This is a genomic window from Paraburkholderia silviterrae (assembly GCF_004353915.1).
GTDB lineage: Bacteria > Pseudomonadota > Gammaproteobacteria > Burkholderiales > Burkholderiaceae > Paraburkholderia > Paraburkholderia silviterrae.
Genome location: NZ_SMRP01000001.1, coordinates 411,622 through 429,083, shown reverse-complemented (window position 1 = coordinate 429,083; position 17,462 = coordinate 411,622). Strand labels below are relative to the sequence as shown.

At 67.1% G+C, this 17,462-nt stretch carries 6 protein-coding genes; 4 read left to right on the top strand and 2 right to left on the bottom strand.

Annotated elements, in window-relative coordinates; translation table 11 throughout:
* Positions 1–143 precede the first annotated feature (143 nt).
* On the top strand, positions 144–1,301 hold the full coding sequence (locus EYW47_RS01905; protein ID WP_133193188.1) for a porin: 1,158 nt from the start codon (positions 144–146) through the stop codon (positions 1,299–1,301).
* 125 nt (positions 1,302–1,426) lie between these two features.
* On the opposite strand, the gene mltA is transcribed toward EYW47_RS01905, so the two are convergent.
* Both mltA and EYW47_RS01895 read right to left on the bottom strand, forming a co-directional pair.
* The gene (gene mltA / locus EYW47_RS01900) at positions 1,427–3,430 is read right to left on the bottom strand and encodes a murein transglycosylase A (protein WP_240763495.1); all 2,004 of its coding nucleotides are present in this window, start codon (positions 3,428–3,430) and stop codon (positions 1,427–1,429) included.
* A 76-nt stretch (positions 3,431–3,506) separates the two neighbouring features.
* On the bottom strand, positions 3,507–5,948 hold the full coding sequence (locus EYW47_RS01895) for a serine/threonine-protein kinase (RefSeq protein ID WP_240763494.1): 2,442 nt from the start codon (positions 5,946–5,948) through the stop codon (positions 3,507–3,509).
* A gap of 299 nt (positions 5,949–6,247) precedes the next feature.
* Between EYW47_RS01895 and EYW47_RS01890 the strand changes: the two genes are divergently transcribed.
* From EYW47_RS01890 to EYW47_RS01880, 3 genes are all read left to right on the top strand, one after another.
* Entirely contained in the window at positions 6,248–8,581 is a 2,334-nt protein-coding gene (locus EYW47_RS01890; protein WP_240763493.1) for a CHAT domain-containing protein, read from the top strand.
* Position 8,582: 1 nt separating this feature from the next.
* The gene (locus tag EYW47_RS01885; protein ID WP_133193186.1) at positions 8,583–10,262 is read left to right on the top strand and encodes a ShlB/FhaC/HecB family hemolysin secretion/activation protein; all 1,680 of its coding nucleotides are present in this window, start codon (positions 8,583–8,585) and stop codon (positions 10,260–10,262) included.
* A gap of 94 nt (positions 10,263–10,356) precedes the next feature.
* On the top strand, positions 10,357–17,409 hold the full coding sequence (locus EYW47_RS01880) for a two-partner secretion domain-containing protein (RefSeq protein ID WP_165976470.1): 7,053 nt from the start codon (positions 10,357–10,359) through the stop codon (positions 17,407–17,409).
* Positions 17,410–17,462: the final 53 nt, after the last annotated feature.

Here is a 17,462-nt window from a genome sequence, read left to right as displayed (position 1 = left end):
CAACAACAGCCTTTCGAGATCGTGAGAGCACCGCATTCTATTGCGGCTGTAAAGCGTTTGCAAAAGACGCGAGTTGATATTTATTTAGAATTTCGAATTATTCTAAATAAATTCAGAATAATCGTAATAGTACGGGTTAACTCATGAAAAAGACCATTATCGCTGTCGCTCTGACCGGCGTATTCGCGACGGCTGCACACGCGCAAAGCAGCGTCACCCTCTACGGGCTGATCGACGCGGGCATTACCTACACGAACAACCAGGCCGGCCATAGCAACTGGCAGCAGACGAGCGGCACGGTCAACGGCAACCGCTGGGGCCTGCGCGGCGGCGAGGACCTCGGTGGCGGCCTCAAGGCGATCTTCACGCTGGAAAGCGGTTTCAGTATCAGCAACGGCAATTCCCTGCAAAACAACCGCTTGTTCGGTCGCCAGGCATTCGTCGGTCTGGCCAGCGACCAGTTCGGCTCGCTTACGCTCGGCCGCCAGTACGACAGCGTCATCGACTTCGTCGCTCCGCTCTCGCTCACGGCTTCGCCCTATGGCGGCACGATTGCCGCACACCCCTTCGATAACGACAACCTGAACAGCTCGGACCGCATCAACAATTCGGTCAAATACACGAGCGTGAATTACGGCGGCTTCAAGTTCGGTGGTCTGTACGGCTTTTCCAATACGGCGGGCGCGTTTGCCAATAACCGCGCATACAGCTTGGGCGCCAGCTATCGCTATGGCGGCCTGAATGTCGCGGTGGGCTATCTGCAACTGAACAACGACATCAATAATCTGGCGATCGCGGCCGGCAACCCCGGCGCGGTCACGGGCACCGATACCTTCGCTGTGGGCACGCAACGCACGGCCGGCGGCGGCCTCAGCTATACGTTTGGCCCGGTGACGGCAGGCGCCGTCTATACGCAGACGAATCTGAGCAATGCGCAAGGCGGCATGGTTTCGGCGGCGCAGGCCGGTACCGCGGCGCCGATCCGCCTCAAGGCGAACAGTGCCCATCTGCAAAACATCGAGGGCAATGTGCGCTACGCGCTGACCCCCACGGTGACGCTGGCCGGTTCGTACACCTACACGCGCACGAATTTCGGCGCGGGCGAGAACCCCAATTACAACCAGGTCAACCTGCAGGCCCAGTACGCGATGTCCAAGCGGACCAGCCTGTACATGCAGGGCGACTGGCAGCACGTGAGCGCCAATCCGTACGGCTTCGGCGCCCACTTGAACGGCTTGAGCTCGGCTTCGTCCACGCAGGATCAGGTTGCCGTCTCGGCGGGTCTGCGTCACACCTTCTGATGTCGCTGGACGATCCGGCGTGCAATGCGCCGGATCGCGCGTTCACCGGAGCGCGAGATGCGCCCTTGCACAAGGCGCTTTGCGCGTCGCGGCCCAGGCGGGCCCGGCGCGCATTTGATCACCACCTACTGTCCGGTCCCCTTATCGTCGTCCACGCACAATTGCGGGTCCTCCACCAGGCAGTCCGCGTTCGACTGACTGGACAGCCCGCGCGTCTTCGTGGCCGTCTCCTGCGCGGCCACGTGCAAGCCCTTCGGCAACAGCAACCACATGCGCAGGCGCTCCTTCGTGCGGCTCGCCTCGGCTTGCGCGAACTGGCCGAAGCCGTAGAAATAATCGGCGCGCACCGCGCCCTGGATCGCGCCGCCCGAGTCCTGCGCCATCATCAAACGATTCACGGTGCCGGGTGTTTGCGGGGCGTCGCCCGTGGCGACGAACACGGGCGCACCGAGCGGCGTCGTGCGCGGATCCACGGCCACCGAGCGCCCGGCCGAAAGCGGCACGCCGAGCGCGCCGATCGGCCCGTTCGGCGAGTCGGGGATGGGCCGGAAGAACACGTAGCTCGGGTCGGAGGTCGCGAAGGCGTGCTGCGGATACGCGTTCGCGCCGAGCGCTGTGGCGATGCTCGCCCCCGCACCACCGTTCGTGCCCGCGCTGCCGCTCGCGGCCTTGCCACCCGAGCCACCGGAGCCTCCCGCGCCTACGCTCGCGCTCTTCGCGCTCTGCTGCGCGTTCGCTACGGCGGGACGGGCCGTGCCGCTCGCCGCCGGGCCGGCATTGGCGAGCTTGAAGCCGCGCAGCAGCGGCGAAACGGGCTGGTCGTCCTCGCCTTCGTTCGCGCCCGTCGACGACGCGCCGCTATCCGACGCGCCCGGCGCGCCCTGCGGCCCATTGGCGTCGGCGACGAGATCGGAGCCGCTGCTGCTGTCGTCATCGGCGACGTCGATGTCCATCTCGATGCCGCGCACCTTGAGCTTGCGTCCGCTCGCGCCCGCACGCGCGACGGGCGGCACGAAGGGCCGGCCGTTCTGCTCGGCATAGGCCACGCGGCGGATCGTGCCGTCGCGCATGCGGATCTTGCCCGAGCCCTGCATCTGCATCGAATAGAGCAGCACGGGGTCGTCCACCCACGCGAGCACCGGCGCGCGCGCGGCGCCGCGCTCGATCTCGGCGCGCGCGTAGTACGGCACGATGCGCTCGCCGTCCAGACGCAAACGCATTTTCTTGTCGCGGATATCGGGCACGCTGTCGCGCAGGTCGAGCGCGTAGACGCCCTTCGCGCTGCCCGGCACGGCGCCCGGCAGCGGGACCACGGTGCGCCCTTCGACGCGCGCCGCCGTGATGCTGCCGCGCGCCGCGCCGCCGAGCCGGCGCGAGTCGAGGTAGAGCATGTCTTCGGGCACGCCGTAGACCGGGTAGACGTAGGCGCCGCCGGACTGACGGCTGCCGTTCAGGAGCGGCTCGTAATAGCCGGTCATGGTGCCGTCGCTGCTGCGGTCGGTGTTGCGGATCTGGTAGACGTCGAAATACGTCTCGAAGAAGCGGCGGATGGCGGCGGCGCTGGCGGCGTCCACGCTGCGCGCGGCGGCGCAGGGAGCGGCCCAGCCATTGCGCGCGCCGAGCACGCCGCAACTGCGCTTGAAGGCGTCGAGCGAGCCGCCGAAGTCGTCGGTGCTCCAGCCGGGCAGGTCGGAGAAGCGCGCGGCCTGGTACCACGCGTGGCGGGTGGCGAAGGCGGCTGCGGGCGTGGTGGCTGGCGCCGGTGCGGAAGCGGCCGGTGCGGTCGATGTGGCGGCCTGGGTGGCGGATGGTGTGGCGGATGATGTGGCGGATGACGTGGCGCTTGCCGACGGCATCGCCGGAATTGCCGGTGCGGCCATCGCAGCTGGGCTCACGGCCACGCCTGGCGCCGATGGCGATGGAGGTGCGTTCGCGCTCGGCGCCATGACTGCGGGTTGCGCCGGCGTTACTGTTTGTGCCATTGCGGCCTGCGCCGGCGTTGCTGCTTGTGCCTTTGCGGCCTGCGTTTGCGTTGCCGGCCCGATCACCACCGAGCTGGCCGGATTGTCGCTCGCGCAGCCGGCGAGCGCGGCTGCTGCCGCCGCGAGCAGAAAGAGCGAACGGTCCATGACGGTCTCCTGTGTCTCGTATGCAACGCCGAATCCCGCCACGCGGCCCGCCCTCGGGAACGCTGCGGCCGGCAGGTTAACTGCCGTTGCCGCCGACCACGTCGATTTCGAACGTCGCCGCACCGAACGCTTTATTGCAGCTCGCGGGCTGGCCCGCAGCCGGCTTCGCGCAGCGCGCCTTGCCCGCGAACGGCGAGTAATCCGCCGCGCGCTGCGCGGCGGCGGCGCGTTGCGCGTGTCCGGGGAAATCGGCGAAGACGTCGCCGGGGTGCAGTCCGGTGTCCCAGAAGTCGCGCTGCTCGGGCGACACGATCACGAGAAAGTGGATCGGCCCGGCGGGCGCGTCGGCGAGCATCGGCCAGCTCGGACGCGGCAGCGTGAGCGTCTGTCCGGCGGCGATCGTGTTGGCCTTGTCGCGCTCGTTGGGCAGCAGCATCAAATAGTTGCCCTGAGGATCGACCATGAACACGTAGACGCGGCCCGCGCGGCTGCTCGTCACCTTGAACTGCAGGAAGTCCTTCTTGATGCGCGCGGTGGTGCTGCGCAACGTCGTGCGCACATCGATGGACGGGTCGGCGAGCGTCACGATGCGCTCGAACTCGCTGGCCGGCGTGTAAGGCGCCAGCGCGGCGGCTTGCGGCGCGGCGTTCGCGGGCGCAGTGGGTGCAGTGGGTGCAGTGGGCGGCGCTGCGGTTGGGCTGGCCGACGCGGTCGTCTCGGGAGCCGGTGAAGCCGTCGTGGCCGCCGGCGGCACGGGCGGCAGGCTGGCTGCGGCGCTAGCGGGCGTCGGCGTCGTGGCCGGTGCGGTGGTCTGCGCGGTGGCGGGTGCAGCCGGCTGGGCAGCCGGCGCGTTGACGTGCCGGGCCACGAGCGGCGGAGCGCCCGTGGGGCGTAGCGCCAACCAGGCAGCCACGGCTGCGACGATGGCCACGCCGGCGCCGAGTGCCGCGAGCGGCGTGCGGCGTTTGCGGGGGGCTGGCGGCGTCGCGCCGGCAGCGGCGCGTGCCGGCGCCGATCCCGCTGCTGCCGATCCCGCTGCCGCTGGTCCCGCTGCCGCCGATCCTGCCGCCTTGGCAGACGAAGCAGGCGACCCAACAGACGATCCAGACGACTGCGCCGATCCCTGCGAACCCGCCGCGGCCCCGGCCCCCGGCAGCGGCAGCGCCGTCTCCCCTTCACGCAGGGTGTAGGGCTGAAGGAATTCGATTCCCGCGCCCGCGTGCCCCGCCGCGCCATCGCCGCCGGGTGCGATGCCCAGCTCCGCCGCGAGCGCGCGCACGTCCTGCGGGCGGTCCTCGGGCCGCACCGCGAGCGCATGGTCGATGGCGCGCAGGAACGCGTCGCTGTAGCGCCCAGCCGCCGTGGTCGCGAGCGGCGCATAGGTGTCTCCCATCAGCCGGCCCACGGAGGCGGGCGGCGTCTTGCCCTCGATGGCGTAATAGACCACGGCGGCGAGCGCGTAGATGTCGGTCCACGGGCCTTGCTTCATCGACGGGACTTCGGCGTACTGCTCGACGGGCGCATAGCCGGGCTTGAGGATCACCGTGAGCGCCTGGGTCATGTCGCCGATCACGCGCCGCGCCGCGCCGAAGTCGAGCAGCAGCGGACGCTGGCTGCCCTTGAGCAGCATGATGTTGTCGGGCGCGATGTCGCGGTGGAAGCACTGTGCGGCGTGCAGTACGGCGAGCGCGTCGATGAGCGGCGCGAGCAGCGTGCGCAGCCAGGCTTCCGTGGGCGGCGCGTCGAGCTGGCGCAGCGTCTCCTTGAGCGTCACGCCTTCGTAGTACGGCATCACCATATAGGCGGTGCCGTTGGCCTCCCAGAAGCGGTAGACCTTGACGAGCGAGTGATGATCGAACTGCGCGAGGAGCTGCGCTTCGTTGATGAAGCTCTTGAGCCCCGCGCGGAAGGTGTCCTCGTGGCGCTGCGAGCGCACCGTGACCTCGGCGCTGCCCGCCACGCGCGCGGCGAGCGCGGCCGGAATGTACTCCTTGAGCGCCACGTGGCGACGCAGCAGCGTGTCCCAGGCGAGGTAGACGATGCCGAAGCCGCCTTCGCCGATCAGCCCGACGATCTCGAACTCGGAGATACGCGTGTTGAAGGGCAGCGCCTGATGGCTCGCTTCGGGCGCGGCCGTGGCGGTGGTGGCGCTGGTCGAACTCGCCGAACCCGCCGAACCCGCCGAACCCGCCGAACCCGCCTCGGCCGGCTGCGTTTGCGCGCTGGCCGGTGCTTGCGTCTGCGCTTGCTCCGGCGTCTGCGATTGCTCTGGCGTCTGCGATTGCTCCGGCGTCTGCGATTGCTCCGGCGTCTGCGCTTGCTCCGGCGTCTGCGCTTGCTCCGGCGCCTGCTCCGGGTCCGCGCCGCTGTCCTTCGCCGCCGCCTCATCGACTGGCGGCGCGTGCCGCGATGCGTCCTGAATCACCGTCGCGCCCGTTGCGTCGTCCACGCGTGGCGCGTCCTGCCCGCTGGAAGCGGACACGATGACCGTCTTGTCGTCAGTGCTGCTGCTGCTCATCTGGCGAAGCTCCCTGGCAGGCGAGGCTGTGCGCATGAAATGGCCGCGCGGCCGCGCAGGCTGGGCGCTCGCCCATCCAACTTCTAGACGATTCGACACGGCCGTTTTTGAAAGTGTAGTGGCTGCGCGCGCGGGCCGGGGGCGCTTGCGTGTGTGCGCACCTCACACGAAATTCTCCTCGTGCTTTCAAAAAGCCTGGACCCGGTTCGTTTAACACATATGAAATGGCCCGCCGGACCTGCTCCGGCTGCGCGCTCAGGGCCCGGTCGCGTGATGTTTCTTTCCTGCAGGAAAGCGAAGTGAACGAACTCGAACATCTATTGGCCGCAGAGCAGGCTGCCGCAGGGAGCACATCGCGCGCGCGGACGGCGCACGCGCCGCTCGCAAAGGTCACGGTCGCGGCGCTGTGCGCGTTGCTGCTCGGCATTGCCGTGCCGCCCGGCGCCAACGCCGCCGACAGCGGAACCAGCGGGGCAAACGGGGCAAACGCGGCCGCGCCTGCTGCCGCCAAAAAGACCGTGAACGGCGCAACGACCAGCGCGGCCACCGGTGCAATCCGGTCCAGCGCGGACGCCCCCGCCGCCGGACTCGCGCCCGAGTCCCAGGGCTTTCGCGAGGCCGCCGAGCGCGAGCGCGATGCGGAAACGCTCAAGTCGCTGACCGACGAAGGGCGCCTCCTGCTCTCGCGCGACCACGTTGCGCTGCCGGCCTACGACTACTGCAGCATGTCGGTGGCGGCGGCGGAGCGGGGCGACTTCCGCGACAGCATCAACGCGGCGGCGCGCGCGCTCGTGGTGGCCGAGCGCACCGACAATGCCGACCTCGTCGCGCTCTCCAAGCGCGATCTGGCGATCGCCTACAGCTACGCGGGCGATCTCGACGACGCCGACAAATACGCGCGCGAAGCGCTCGACTCGCATCCGAAGCAGCCCGACCAGGTGTTCGCGCCGGCCAACAAGGTGCTCGGCGACGTGGCCCTGCGCCGCGGCAACGCACAAGCGGCGCTCGCGGCTTACGACGACGCGCTGCAAACGGCCTCGCCGCGCTTCAAGCCGCTCGTGCTGCTGTCCATCACCAACGCGCAGATCGCCACGGGCGACACGGCCGCCGCGCGCAAGACGCTCGATTCGGCCGGCCCGCCCGCGAGCGCCGAGCTCGCGCCCGCCTACGGCCGCATCGAGGGCAGGCTGCTGCTCGCCGAAGGCAAGCCCGCCGACGCGCTCAAGGTCTTTCAGGCGCAGCTCGCAAGCGCGGGCACGAGCGAAGCCAGCTACGACAACCTCTGGGTGCACGAAGGCATCGGCCGTGCGTACCTCGCGCTCGGCGACAAGGACCACGCGCGCGAAGCCTACCTGCAGGCCGTGGACGACTCCGAAAAGATCCGCGCGCGCTTTCGCAGCGACGAGTTCAAGACGGGCCTCTTCGGCGACACGCAGTCGGTATTCGAAGAGGCGATCAAGCTGACCGTCGATGCGGGCGACTACGAGGGCGCCTGGAATCTCTCCGAGCGCAGCCGGGCGCGCGCGCTGCTCGACGTGGTGCGCAACCGCGTCGACGCGGGCGTGGACGACCAGCAGCTCAACGGCACCGTGCCGACGCTCCAGGCGGTGCGCGACGCGCTGCGGCCAGACGAGGCCATCGTCGAATACCACAGCCTGAAGGACACGCTCGTGGTGTGGGTGATCCGCAAGAGCGGCCTCTCGGGCCACACGCTGCCGATCAAGCGCGCCGACATCGACACGGCCGTGACCGACGTGCGCAACGCCATCGTGCACCGGAGCAAGAACGCGATCACCTACGGCGACAAGCTTTACGCGCTGCTCATCGCGCCGCTCGCGCTGCAGCCCGAGGAACGCCTCATCATCGTGCCGCACGGGGCGCTGCACTACTTGCCGTTCCAGGCACTGCATGGCCCGGGCGGATTCCTGATCGAGCAGCATCCCATTGCGCTCGAGCCGTCGGCGAGCATTGCGATGCAGCTCGAAGCGCGCCGCCAGAAGGTGGCGAGCAACCTCGTGGCGTTCGGCAATCCGCAGATCGCGCCCGCCTATGCGCTGCCCGGCGCGCAGGCCGAAGTGGAGGGCATCGCGCCGCTCTTCGCGACCAAGGAGCTGTTCCTGCAAAGCGCCGCCACGCGCGCGCAGTTCCGCGAGAGCGCGCCGGGCGGACGCGTGCTGCACGTCGCCACGCACGCCCAGGCCGACACCATCGACCCGCTGCACTCGCGCATCCTGCTCGCGCCCGCCGCGCAGCCCGCCGACGGCCCCGACTCGCTGCTCGCGCTCGACGTCTACAACCTCAAGCTCAACAACGTCGCGCTCGTCACGCTCTCGGCCTGCGAAACCGGGCTTGGGCGCATCGCGCGCGGCGACGAAATCCTCGGCTTCACGCGCGCGTTCTTCTACGCGGGCGCGACGAGCCTGATCGTCTCGATGTGGCCGGTGGCCGACGAATCCACGGCAATCACGATGCGCACGTTCTATTCGCAGCTTGCCCAAGGCAAGGAAGCGATCGACGCCATGCGCGCCGCGCAGCTCGCCGTCATGAAGGAGCCGCGTTTCGCGCATCCGTTCTTCTGGGCGCCGTTCGACCTGATGGGCGGCTGGCGTCTTTCCATCGCGCGCGGATCATGACATGAAAAAAGGAATCCGAACGATTGCCGCACTCGCTTGCTCGAGCAGCGCTTTCGCCTGGGGACAGACGCTGCCTAACACTGGCACGATCCTGAACCAGACGCAGCCGCGCGAGACGCGCCCAGCGCCCCCGGGCGGCGCGGGCGCGCTGCCCGCGGTGCCGCAGGAGAACGCGGCGCCCGCGCAGCCGGGCGGGGCGAGCTTCGTGCTCAAGGGCATCGCGCTCAAGGGCAACGACACCATTCCGAGCGATGAGCTGCTGGCACCCGTGCAGGGCAAGATCGGCAGCGAGGTGAGCTTCGCCGACCTGCAGGCCATTGCCGCCCAGATCACGCAGATCTATCGCGCGCGCGGCTATGTGCTCGCACAAGTCGTGATCCCGCCGCAGGACGTGACCTCGGGCTACGTGACGATGAGCGTGCTCGAAGGGCGCGTGGGGCACGTGCGCCTGAACGTGGCCGCTGGCACGCCGATCAAGGAGTCGCTGCTGCGCGAGCGCGTGGAGCAGATTCCGGTGGGCGCGCCGCTGCAGCAGCAGGCGCTCGAGCGCACCATGCTGCTGCTCTCCGACTTGCCGGGCATCACCGTGACCTCGGCCATCGAGGCGGGCAGCGAGCCGGGCACCGTCGATCTCACGATCAGCGTCGCGCCCGCGAAGCGCTGGACCTTCGCCGTCGACCTCGACAACTACGGCGCCTCCACGAGCGGCACCTGGCGCCTGGGCGCGCTCGCGCGGCTGAACTCGCCGTTCGGCATCGGCGACAACCTCGATTTGCGCATCCTCGGCGCCGAGCGTCTGGACACCGTGTATGGCCGCGTCGGCTACGAGGCGCCCGTGAACGCATACGGCACGCGCGTGGGCGTGGCGGTGGCGCGCCTGAACTACACGCTCGGCAAGGAGTTTTCCTCGCTCGACGCCACCGGCGACGCCACCGTGGTCGACCTCACGGTCACGCATCCGCTGCTGCGCACACGCAACCAGAACCTGCTCGCGCGCGCGAATTTCGAGTACCGCGATCTCTCGGACAACATCGGCATCGTCGACGACCACAACCGTCGCTCGATGGTCGAAGGTAGCGTGGGGCTCACCTATGAAAGCCGCGACGCGCTGTTCGGCGGCGGCTTCAACAGTGCCGACGTCGAGCTGCTGATCGGCAGCCTGCATTTCAAGGACGCCGCCAACTACGCCATCGACCAGTCGGCGTTCGGGCGCAATACCGCGGGCAATGAAGTGCGCGCGACCTTCTTCGCCAACCGGCTGAACGCGGTGACCGAGAAGGTGAGCGTCTTCGTCGGCTTCTCGGGGCAATGGGCGGGCACCACGCTCGACAACTCGTCGCGCTTCCTGCTGGGCGGGCCGCACGCGGTGCGCGCTTATTCGGCCTCCGAAGGACTTGTCGACGAAGGGTTCGTTGCGACCGCCGAAGTGCGTTACGCGGTGAACTCGAAGATCACGGCGTTCACGTTCTTCGACTTCGGCACCGGCTGGTACAACGCGAACCCGCGCCCGAACCAGGGGCCGAACAACATCACGCGCAGCGGCGCGGGCATTGGCGCGTACCTCGCGCTGCCGTATGGGTTCTCGTGGCAGGGCACTGTGGCGTGGCGCACGACCTCGCCCGACACGACCGGCAACGACAAGCTGCCGACGTTCTATATGCAGTTGAGCAAGACGTTTTGAAGCGGCCGGCCGGGTTGGGCCGATGAGCCGCGCAACGCCGCGGTGGGACGAGACAGGGACAGTGCCGGGTGCGGCCCGGTTCGTGAGGTGTGCGATGAACGAGCGTGGCGGCAATCGGCCCGGTGCGGCCACTGAACGGGCCACTGAGCGCGCGTGTGAGACGGGACGCAAGGGACACTCGGATACGGCGAACCTCCGGCGCCGTGCCCATGCGCGGGCGGCGACAAGGCACGCGCACCCGCTCCAGGCGAAGGCGATCGCGAGCGTCGTGGTGGCGCTGTTCGAGGCCATCTGGGCTTCGTCGGTGCTGGCCAACCCCACGGGCGCGCAAGTGGTGGCGGGCGGCGTGACGGTGAGCTCGCCCAGTTCCTCGCAGATGAACATCACGCAGAGCACGCCGAACGCCATCGTGAACTGGAACACGTTCTCGATCGGCGCGGGCGAGGCCGTGAATATCGCGCAGCCCTCGGTCACGGCCGCGCTGCTCAACCGCGTGGTGGGCAACGACCCGAGCAGCATCGCCGGACGCTTGAGCGCGAACGGCCGCGTCTTTCTCGTCAATCCGGCGGGCGTGATCTTTGCACCGGGGTCTTCGGTGAACGTGGGCTCGCTCGTGGCGTCCACGCTCGGTATTTCGAATGCGGATTTTCTTGCGGGCAATTTCCATTTCGTCGGCAACTCGCCTGGCGCCGTGGTCAATGCCGGGTCGATCACGGCGGGCGATGGCGGCACCATCGCGCTGCTCGGCGGCTCGGTCACCAACAGCGGCATGGTGGCGGCTAAGCTCGGTACCGTGGCGGTGGGCGCAGGCAGTGATGTCACGCTCGACTTCGCGGGGGACGGGCTCACCACGCTGAAGGTCAATTCGGGTACGGCCAACGCGTTCCTTGGCAATACAGGCACGCTCGCCGCCGACGGCGGCACTGTGGTGATGAGCGCGCAGACCGCCGACGCGCTGGCGGGCACGGTCATCAACCAGCAGGGCATCGTGCGCGCACAGAGTCTTGCAGAGCGTGACGGGCATATCGTGCTCGATGGCGGGATGAATGGAGAGACGCTTGTTTCCGGCACGCTCGATGCGACGGGCGGTGCGGGGCTTACGGGCGGGCAGGTGGATGTGACGGGGTATAACGTCGCGTTGCTGGCGGGCGCGAATGTGAATGCGAGCGGCGCGGCAGGTGGGGGCAGCGTGCGGTTTGGCGGCGGTGCCGCGGGAGCGGATCCGACGATACGCGATGCAAACGCGGTGTGGATGGATCCGAACGCGCAGATTCGTGCGGATGCGATCACGAATGGCAATGGTGGGCATATCGTGGCGTATGGCCTCACGGCGGCGCGACTGTACGGCACGCTTACGGCGCGTGGTGGGCCGCAGGGCGGTGATGGTGGGTTGATCGAAACCTCGGGTGCGGCGCTCGACGTGAACGGCGCGACGATCGATGCTTCCGCCGCACGCGGCAAGGCCGGCCAATGGCTGCTCGATCCGGACAACATCGTCGTTTGCGTGGAATGCCTGGGGTCGACCGGTACCACGAGCGGCTCCTCCATCGTGTTCGGCCCGGTCAGTGGTCCTGCCAACGACACGTACGTCTACCAGCAGCAGATCCAGACGTCGCTGAACAGCGGCACCTCAGTGACCCTGGCCACGCCGGACGGCAACATCAACGTCAACTCGGGCGTCTCCATCGCGAAGACGACAGGCGGTGACGCCACGCTCACGTTGAGCGCGGGGGGCTCGATCTCGCTGGGCTCCTCGGTGAGCATCGAGTCGTCGTCGGGCGCGCTTGGCATCGTGCTCGACGCCAACGCAGGCAACACGACGAGCGGCAATGTCATTTCGTTGAATGGCCTATCGGGTTCGCCGGTCACGCTGTTCTCGAATGGCGGTGACATCACGATTGGCGAGCAAGCGGGAAAGCCGGGGACGTTCGATGGTGCGGCTGTGCTGCTCTCGTATGCGGACATCAACGCGACAGTGGGACTGTCATCGACGCTGTCAAGCGGCTCGATCACGATACACGGACAGGCACCCGGCGCCGTTCCCGTCAGCGGGCAGAGCAATCTGGACGCAGTCGGCATCTTCAGTTCGACCATCGTGTCGTCTACGGGCGATATCGAGATCGAGGGGAATCAGGGAAGTGGTACGAACAAGCCGATAGGCGGCGTGTATATCAGTTCGGCAGTGCAGCCTCAACCGGGAGGCGTGGTGGCGTCGGCCGATCGCTCTTCGGTGAACTCAGGCAGTGGCTCGATCCGTATCTACGGTATTGGGTCGGATCCGGTCGGCAACGAGAACTACCAGGTTTCGGGTGTCGCAATCGACGATGCGTCGGTGATTCTGGCTGCTGGCCGCGGATCGATCGATATTCGCGGACAGCTACTTGGTGGCCGCACGGACGACAGCTTCTTGACTGATCAGGGCGTGGAGATCGGCAATTCGGTAAGCCTCTTGGCGGATGTCGGCACGATCTCGATTGCGGGATCATCCAACTCGGCGAGCCTTGGCGTTGAGGTGTCGAGCATCCTGAATGGTCAGCAGACCGGCACCCCGGATTTCTCGCCGGGCCCGGGTGGCACGGTGATTATCCGGGCTGCCAACAACGGCAATGCCACTAGCTTTGCGGTCTACGGGACAGCGCAGAACGCGCCTGGCACGGGTAGCCTCGTGCTCCTGCCGGGTGTCGTCAACTCGGACTTCAGCATCAGTAATTCGGATGCCACACCGATTAATGTGAATAGCAATGCTCCCGGTTTCAGCATAAACGCGGCCGCGTTGAATCTGTTCTCCGGTTTCGGGACCGTGGTGATCGGCAGTTCGACGCAAACCGGTCTCATCACCGTATACCCTTCGACCTCGTTTTCGACCTACGTCACGCTCGAATCGAATGGTTCGGGTAGCCAGGGCATTTCGCTGCCATCGGGCGCGGTGGCGCTGGGCTACATGACGCTGGCCTCGGCGGGGCCGGTTACACAGGGCGGTGCAATTCGGGCCGGCCATCTGGAGCTCGCGGGACCGGGCACTTTCACGCTGACCAACGCGGAGAACGCAATCAATTTCTTGTCTGCCGTTGGAACGGGCAACGTGAATTTCGTTGATTCGCAAGGCTTCACGATCACTCTACCGTTCGTGCTCGGCTACGCAACGGGGGCGGATACTACCAGTTCGTTCGGTCCGCTGACCACAATCTCGCTGGCCGGCAATTTCATTGCATCGACGACTTCGGGCGATATCAATGTCTATACGCCCATCGTGAGCACGGCGAGTGGCGCGGCTAAGTTGTCTCTCAACGCAGCCGGCAGCGTCAACGTCAACCCCAGCAATAACATCTACAACAATGGCGTCGCCACGATCAACACAGCCGCAGGCGCCGGCCCGCTGAACATCACGTTCGATGCCAACGCGGGCGGAGAGGGGGCTGCTTATGGCGTGACGATTTCCGGCACGACCATCAACACCAACGGCGGGACGTTCACGATCGGCGACACGGGCAGCAGCGCGGTCAACATCCAGAACTCGACCATCAACACGCAGGGCGGCGCCGTCAACATCACGGGCACGAACGGTTTCGGCGACGGCGTTGCCCTCGGATATTCTGCGATCAGCGCGGCGGGCGGCAACGTGACCGTCACGGGCACGTCGCTCTATGACGGCAACGGCATTTCATTGAATCAGAGCACGATCGGGAGTACGAACGGAACGGTCATGCTGACAGGCACCGGCGATGCCAGTTTTACCACCTCGTCTTCCAGTTATGACGGCATTTCGATCTCGGGCTTGGGCGCCGGCAGCACGCCCGCCATCGACGTTACCGGCACCGGTGCCGTCACGCTCACGGGCACCGTGCAAAACGGGCCGGGCGATGGGATCCGGCTATCGAATACGTCGATTGCTGCGAACGGCGGAGCAATCGGGTTGTACAGCACGGCATCGGGGTCGACTGCCGTGGCCGGCATTCAACTCAATACGTCGACCATCGGCAATACCAGCGGCGCGGTGACGCTGACTGGCAACGGCAGCAGCGACGGCATTGCGCTGAGCTATTCGCTGATTGCCACTGGCAGTGGAAACGCGACGCTGAACGGAACCGCGACCGGCCCAGGCACGGGCGTTGATATGTCCCAAAGCGGTGTCCACGCGGCGGGCGGCTCGATCAGCCTGACTGGCGCCTCGAACGCGGCCGGAAATGGGACGAATTACGGCGTCCATGTGCAGGGCGATTATGTGAGCAGTCAGCCCAGCCCGACCGGCAACGCGGCGTTCAGTGCAACCGGTACCGGGACGATCGGCCTATCGGGCACGGCGACCAACACGGCCGGCATCGCATATGGCGTGTCGCTCAACGGCGCGACGCTCACCGGCCAGGCGGGTGAGATTCAGGTGACGGGAACGGTGCCGGCGGTCACGACGCCGTCCGGCACGACGGATTCCTATTTTGCGTACGGCACATCGCTCACGGGCACGAGCATTCAGACCACCACCGGGGCGATCGGGGTGACCGGCACGGTGGCGGGCTATTTTGTTGCGGACGGCCTCCTGATGCAGGGCGGCGCGCTCACTACGAGCGGCGGCAATATCGCGCTCACCGGAACCTCGCAGAGCAGTGCGCAAACTTTCACATTCGGCGTGCATCTCGAGGGCCCGGTAGCGGGTTCGTCCAACACCGCGCTTTCGGCGGGCGGTAGTGGCGTGATTGATATCACGGGTACGGCGACGAGCTACTACGGCGAAGGCGTCAGTATCGGCGATGCGGCACTAACGACGGCTGGCGGCGCCGTCACACTGACCGGCACGGCCAATGTCGGTTCGAGCGGGAGTGGTGTCGGGATTTCCAATACGCTGGTCAGTTCGGGGGCCGGCAATGTGCTGGTGACCGGGACGGTGAACGATGCACAAAGCCAATCGCCAACGGACGGCGTCGGCATCGTGGCATCCAGCAGCTCGATCCAGACCACCACCGGCAGTGTGACATTGAACGGCACGACGACAGGCGCAACGGCTTCTGCCTATGGCATGCTCCTCGCCGGCGGCTACACCGCGAACGGCAGCACCCCGGCACAGCCGACGATCCAGACCGGCAGCGGCGCGATTGCGGTGAAGGGCAGCGTACCCGCGACGACGAATGGCAGCATCGCAGTGAACCTCATCGGCGCGGACATCACCTCGACTAGCGGCACCATCGCACTCACGGGCCTTACGACGGGTACGCCCACGACCGGACGCTCGTCGAGCGGCGTGGTGCTTGGCGCGGCGAACTCCGATTCCAGCTCATCCTCCTTCGTAACCGTCTCTGCGCCGCCCACCACGATCACCACCGGCAGCGGCACGCTCTCGATCCACGGCAGCGGCTCCGGCTCCAACGCCCAAGGCGTGCTCATCGCCGACGGCTCGCAGATCACCTCGAACAATGGCGGCGCCATCGACATCCGCGGCGTGGTGACGAGTCCCACCACGACCGCGAGCGGCGGCAACACCCAGTATGACTACGGCACGCTCATCTACAACGGCACGATCACAGCCACAGCGCCCAACACCACGATTTCGATCGCGGGCTCGACCAACACGTCAGATGCGGGCGTCGCCCTGGGCGCTGTGCCGGTGTCCAGCAGCAACTTCTTCTACACCTCGGGCACCGTGCAGGTGAACGCTGGCGTCAACGGCACGCTCGTCGTGCGCGCCGCCAACGACGGCACCGCGACGAGCTTCGTCGACGACGGCGCAGCCATCACGTCCTCGGGCGGCACGCTCGCGTTCATGCCCGCGAGCATCAACCCGACGACTTTCGACTTCACCGCCCTGGACGGCACGCCGATCACGCTGTTCGGTACCGGCGCGGCGGGCTTGAGCATCGACGCGGCCACGTATTCGCTATTCTCCGGCTTCTCGACGCTCGTGCTGGGCTCGAGCACGCAGACGGGCCTCATCGAGGTGAGCGGCGTGTGTCCCTCGCAAGGCGCGTGCACCTCGCTGAGCAAGCCCACCGCCAACCAGAGCCTCACGCTCATCAACACGGGCAGCGGCAGCAAGGGCATCCAGTTGCTCTACGGCATCTCGCTCGGCAGCAATACGCTCACGCTCGCCTCGGCGGGCGCGGTCACGGACCCGGGCGGCATCCAGGCGGCCGGCCTGCTGCTCGAAGGGCCCGGCAACTTCACGTTGAACGATCCGCAAAACGACGTTGGCGTGCTCGCGATGCTCAACGCGGGCACCGTGAATTTCCTGAACTCGACGAGCTTCGTGATAGGCCCGATCGTGAGCAAGTCGTTCGACGCGGCGTCGAACGTGGCCACCACCATCGACGCGACCAACTCCAGTCTCACCGGTAACCTGCTGGCCCAGGCCGCGACGGGCGGCATCGGCCTCGGCGGCGGCACGGCTGCACCGAACGGCCCCACGGGCGGCAAGAACACGAACCTGAGCGCGGGCGGCACGATCGATCTCGTGATGGAGAACGGCGTTTTCACCGACAACGGCACCGGCACGGTGAGCGCGACCAACGGCTGGCGCATCTGGGCCTCGACATGGAACGGCGAGACGCGCGGCAACGTGCAGCCCAACACGGCGCAACCGAACTTCTATGGCTGTACCTTCGGTGCGGGATGCAGCTGGGGCGGCGTCGTGCCGCTCACGGGCGACCATTTCGTGTACGTCGCGCGGCCCACGGTGATCGTCACCGCCGATGGCGAGACGAAAATCTATGGTGCGCCGAATCCGAACCTGGGCTTCACCGTGACCGGCCTCATCAATGGCGACCCCGCCTCCACGCTGAGCGGCACGCTCTCGACCAGCGCGACAACGGGCTCGCTTCCGGGGCAGTACGCGATCGATCTGTCGTTCCTCTCGAACGTGGGCTATATCGTGCAGAACGTGCCGGGCACGCTGACGGTGACGCTGCCGTACGCGCTCGATCTGCCGTCGGCGGTGAATGCGATGCAGTCGTTCTTCGGCATGAGCGAGAAGACCTTCGTGTACGAGAACAACCTGCAGGGCACCAATATCTGTGTCGGGTCGAATCAGCCGCTGTTCACGACCAACGCGCCCGGAGACAATCAGGACCTGCTCGCGGTGGAATGGAAGCGCGTGCGCTCGCAGCCTAATCTGAACAGCTGCATGCTGATCAATGGGCAGCATGGGTGTGGAGATTTTTGAGGCGTCATCTCAGGATGATGTGTGATGTCTGAACCTGAGAGGCGTTCACAGCA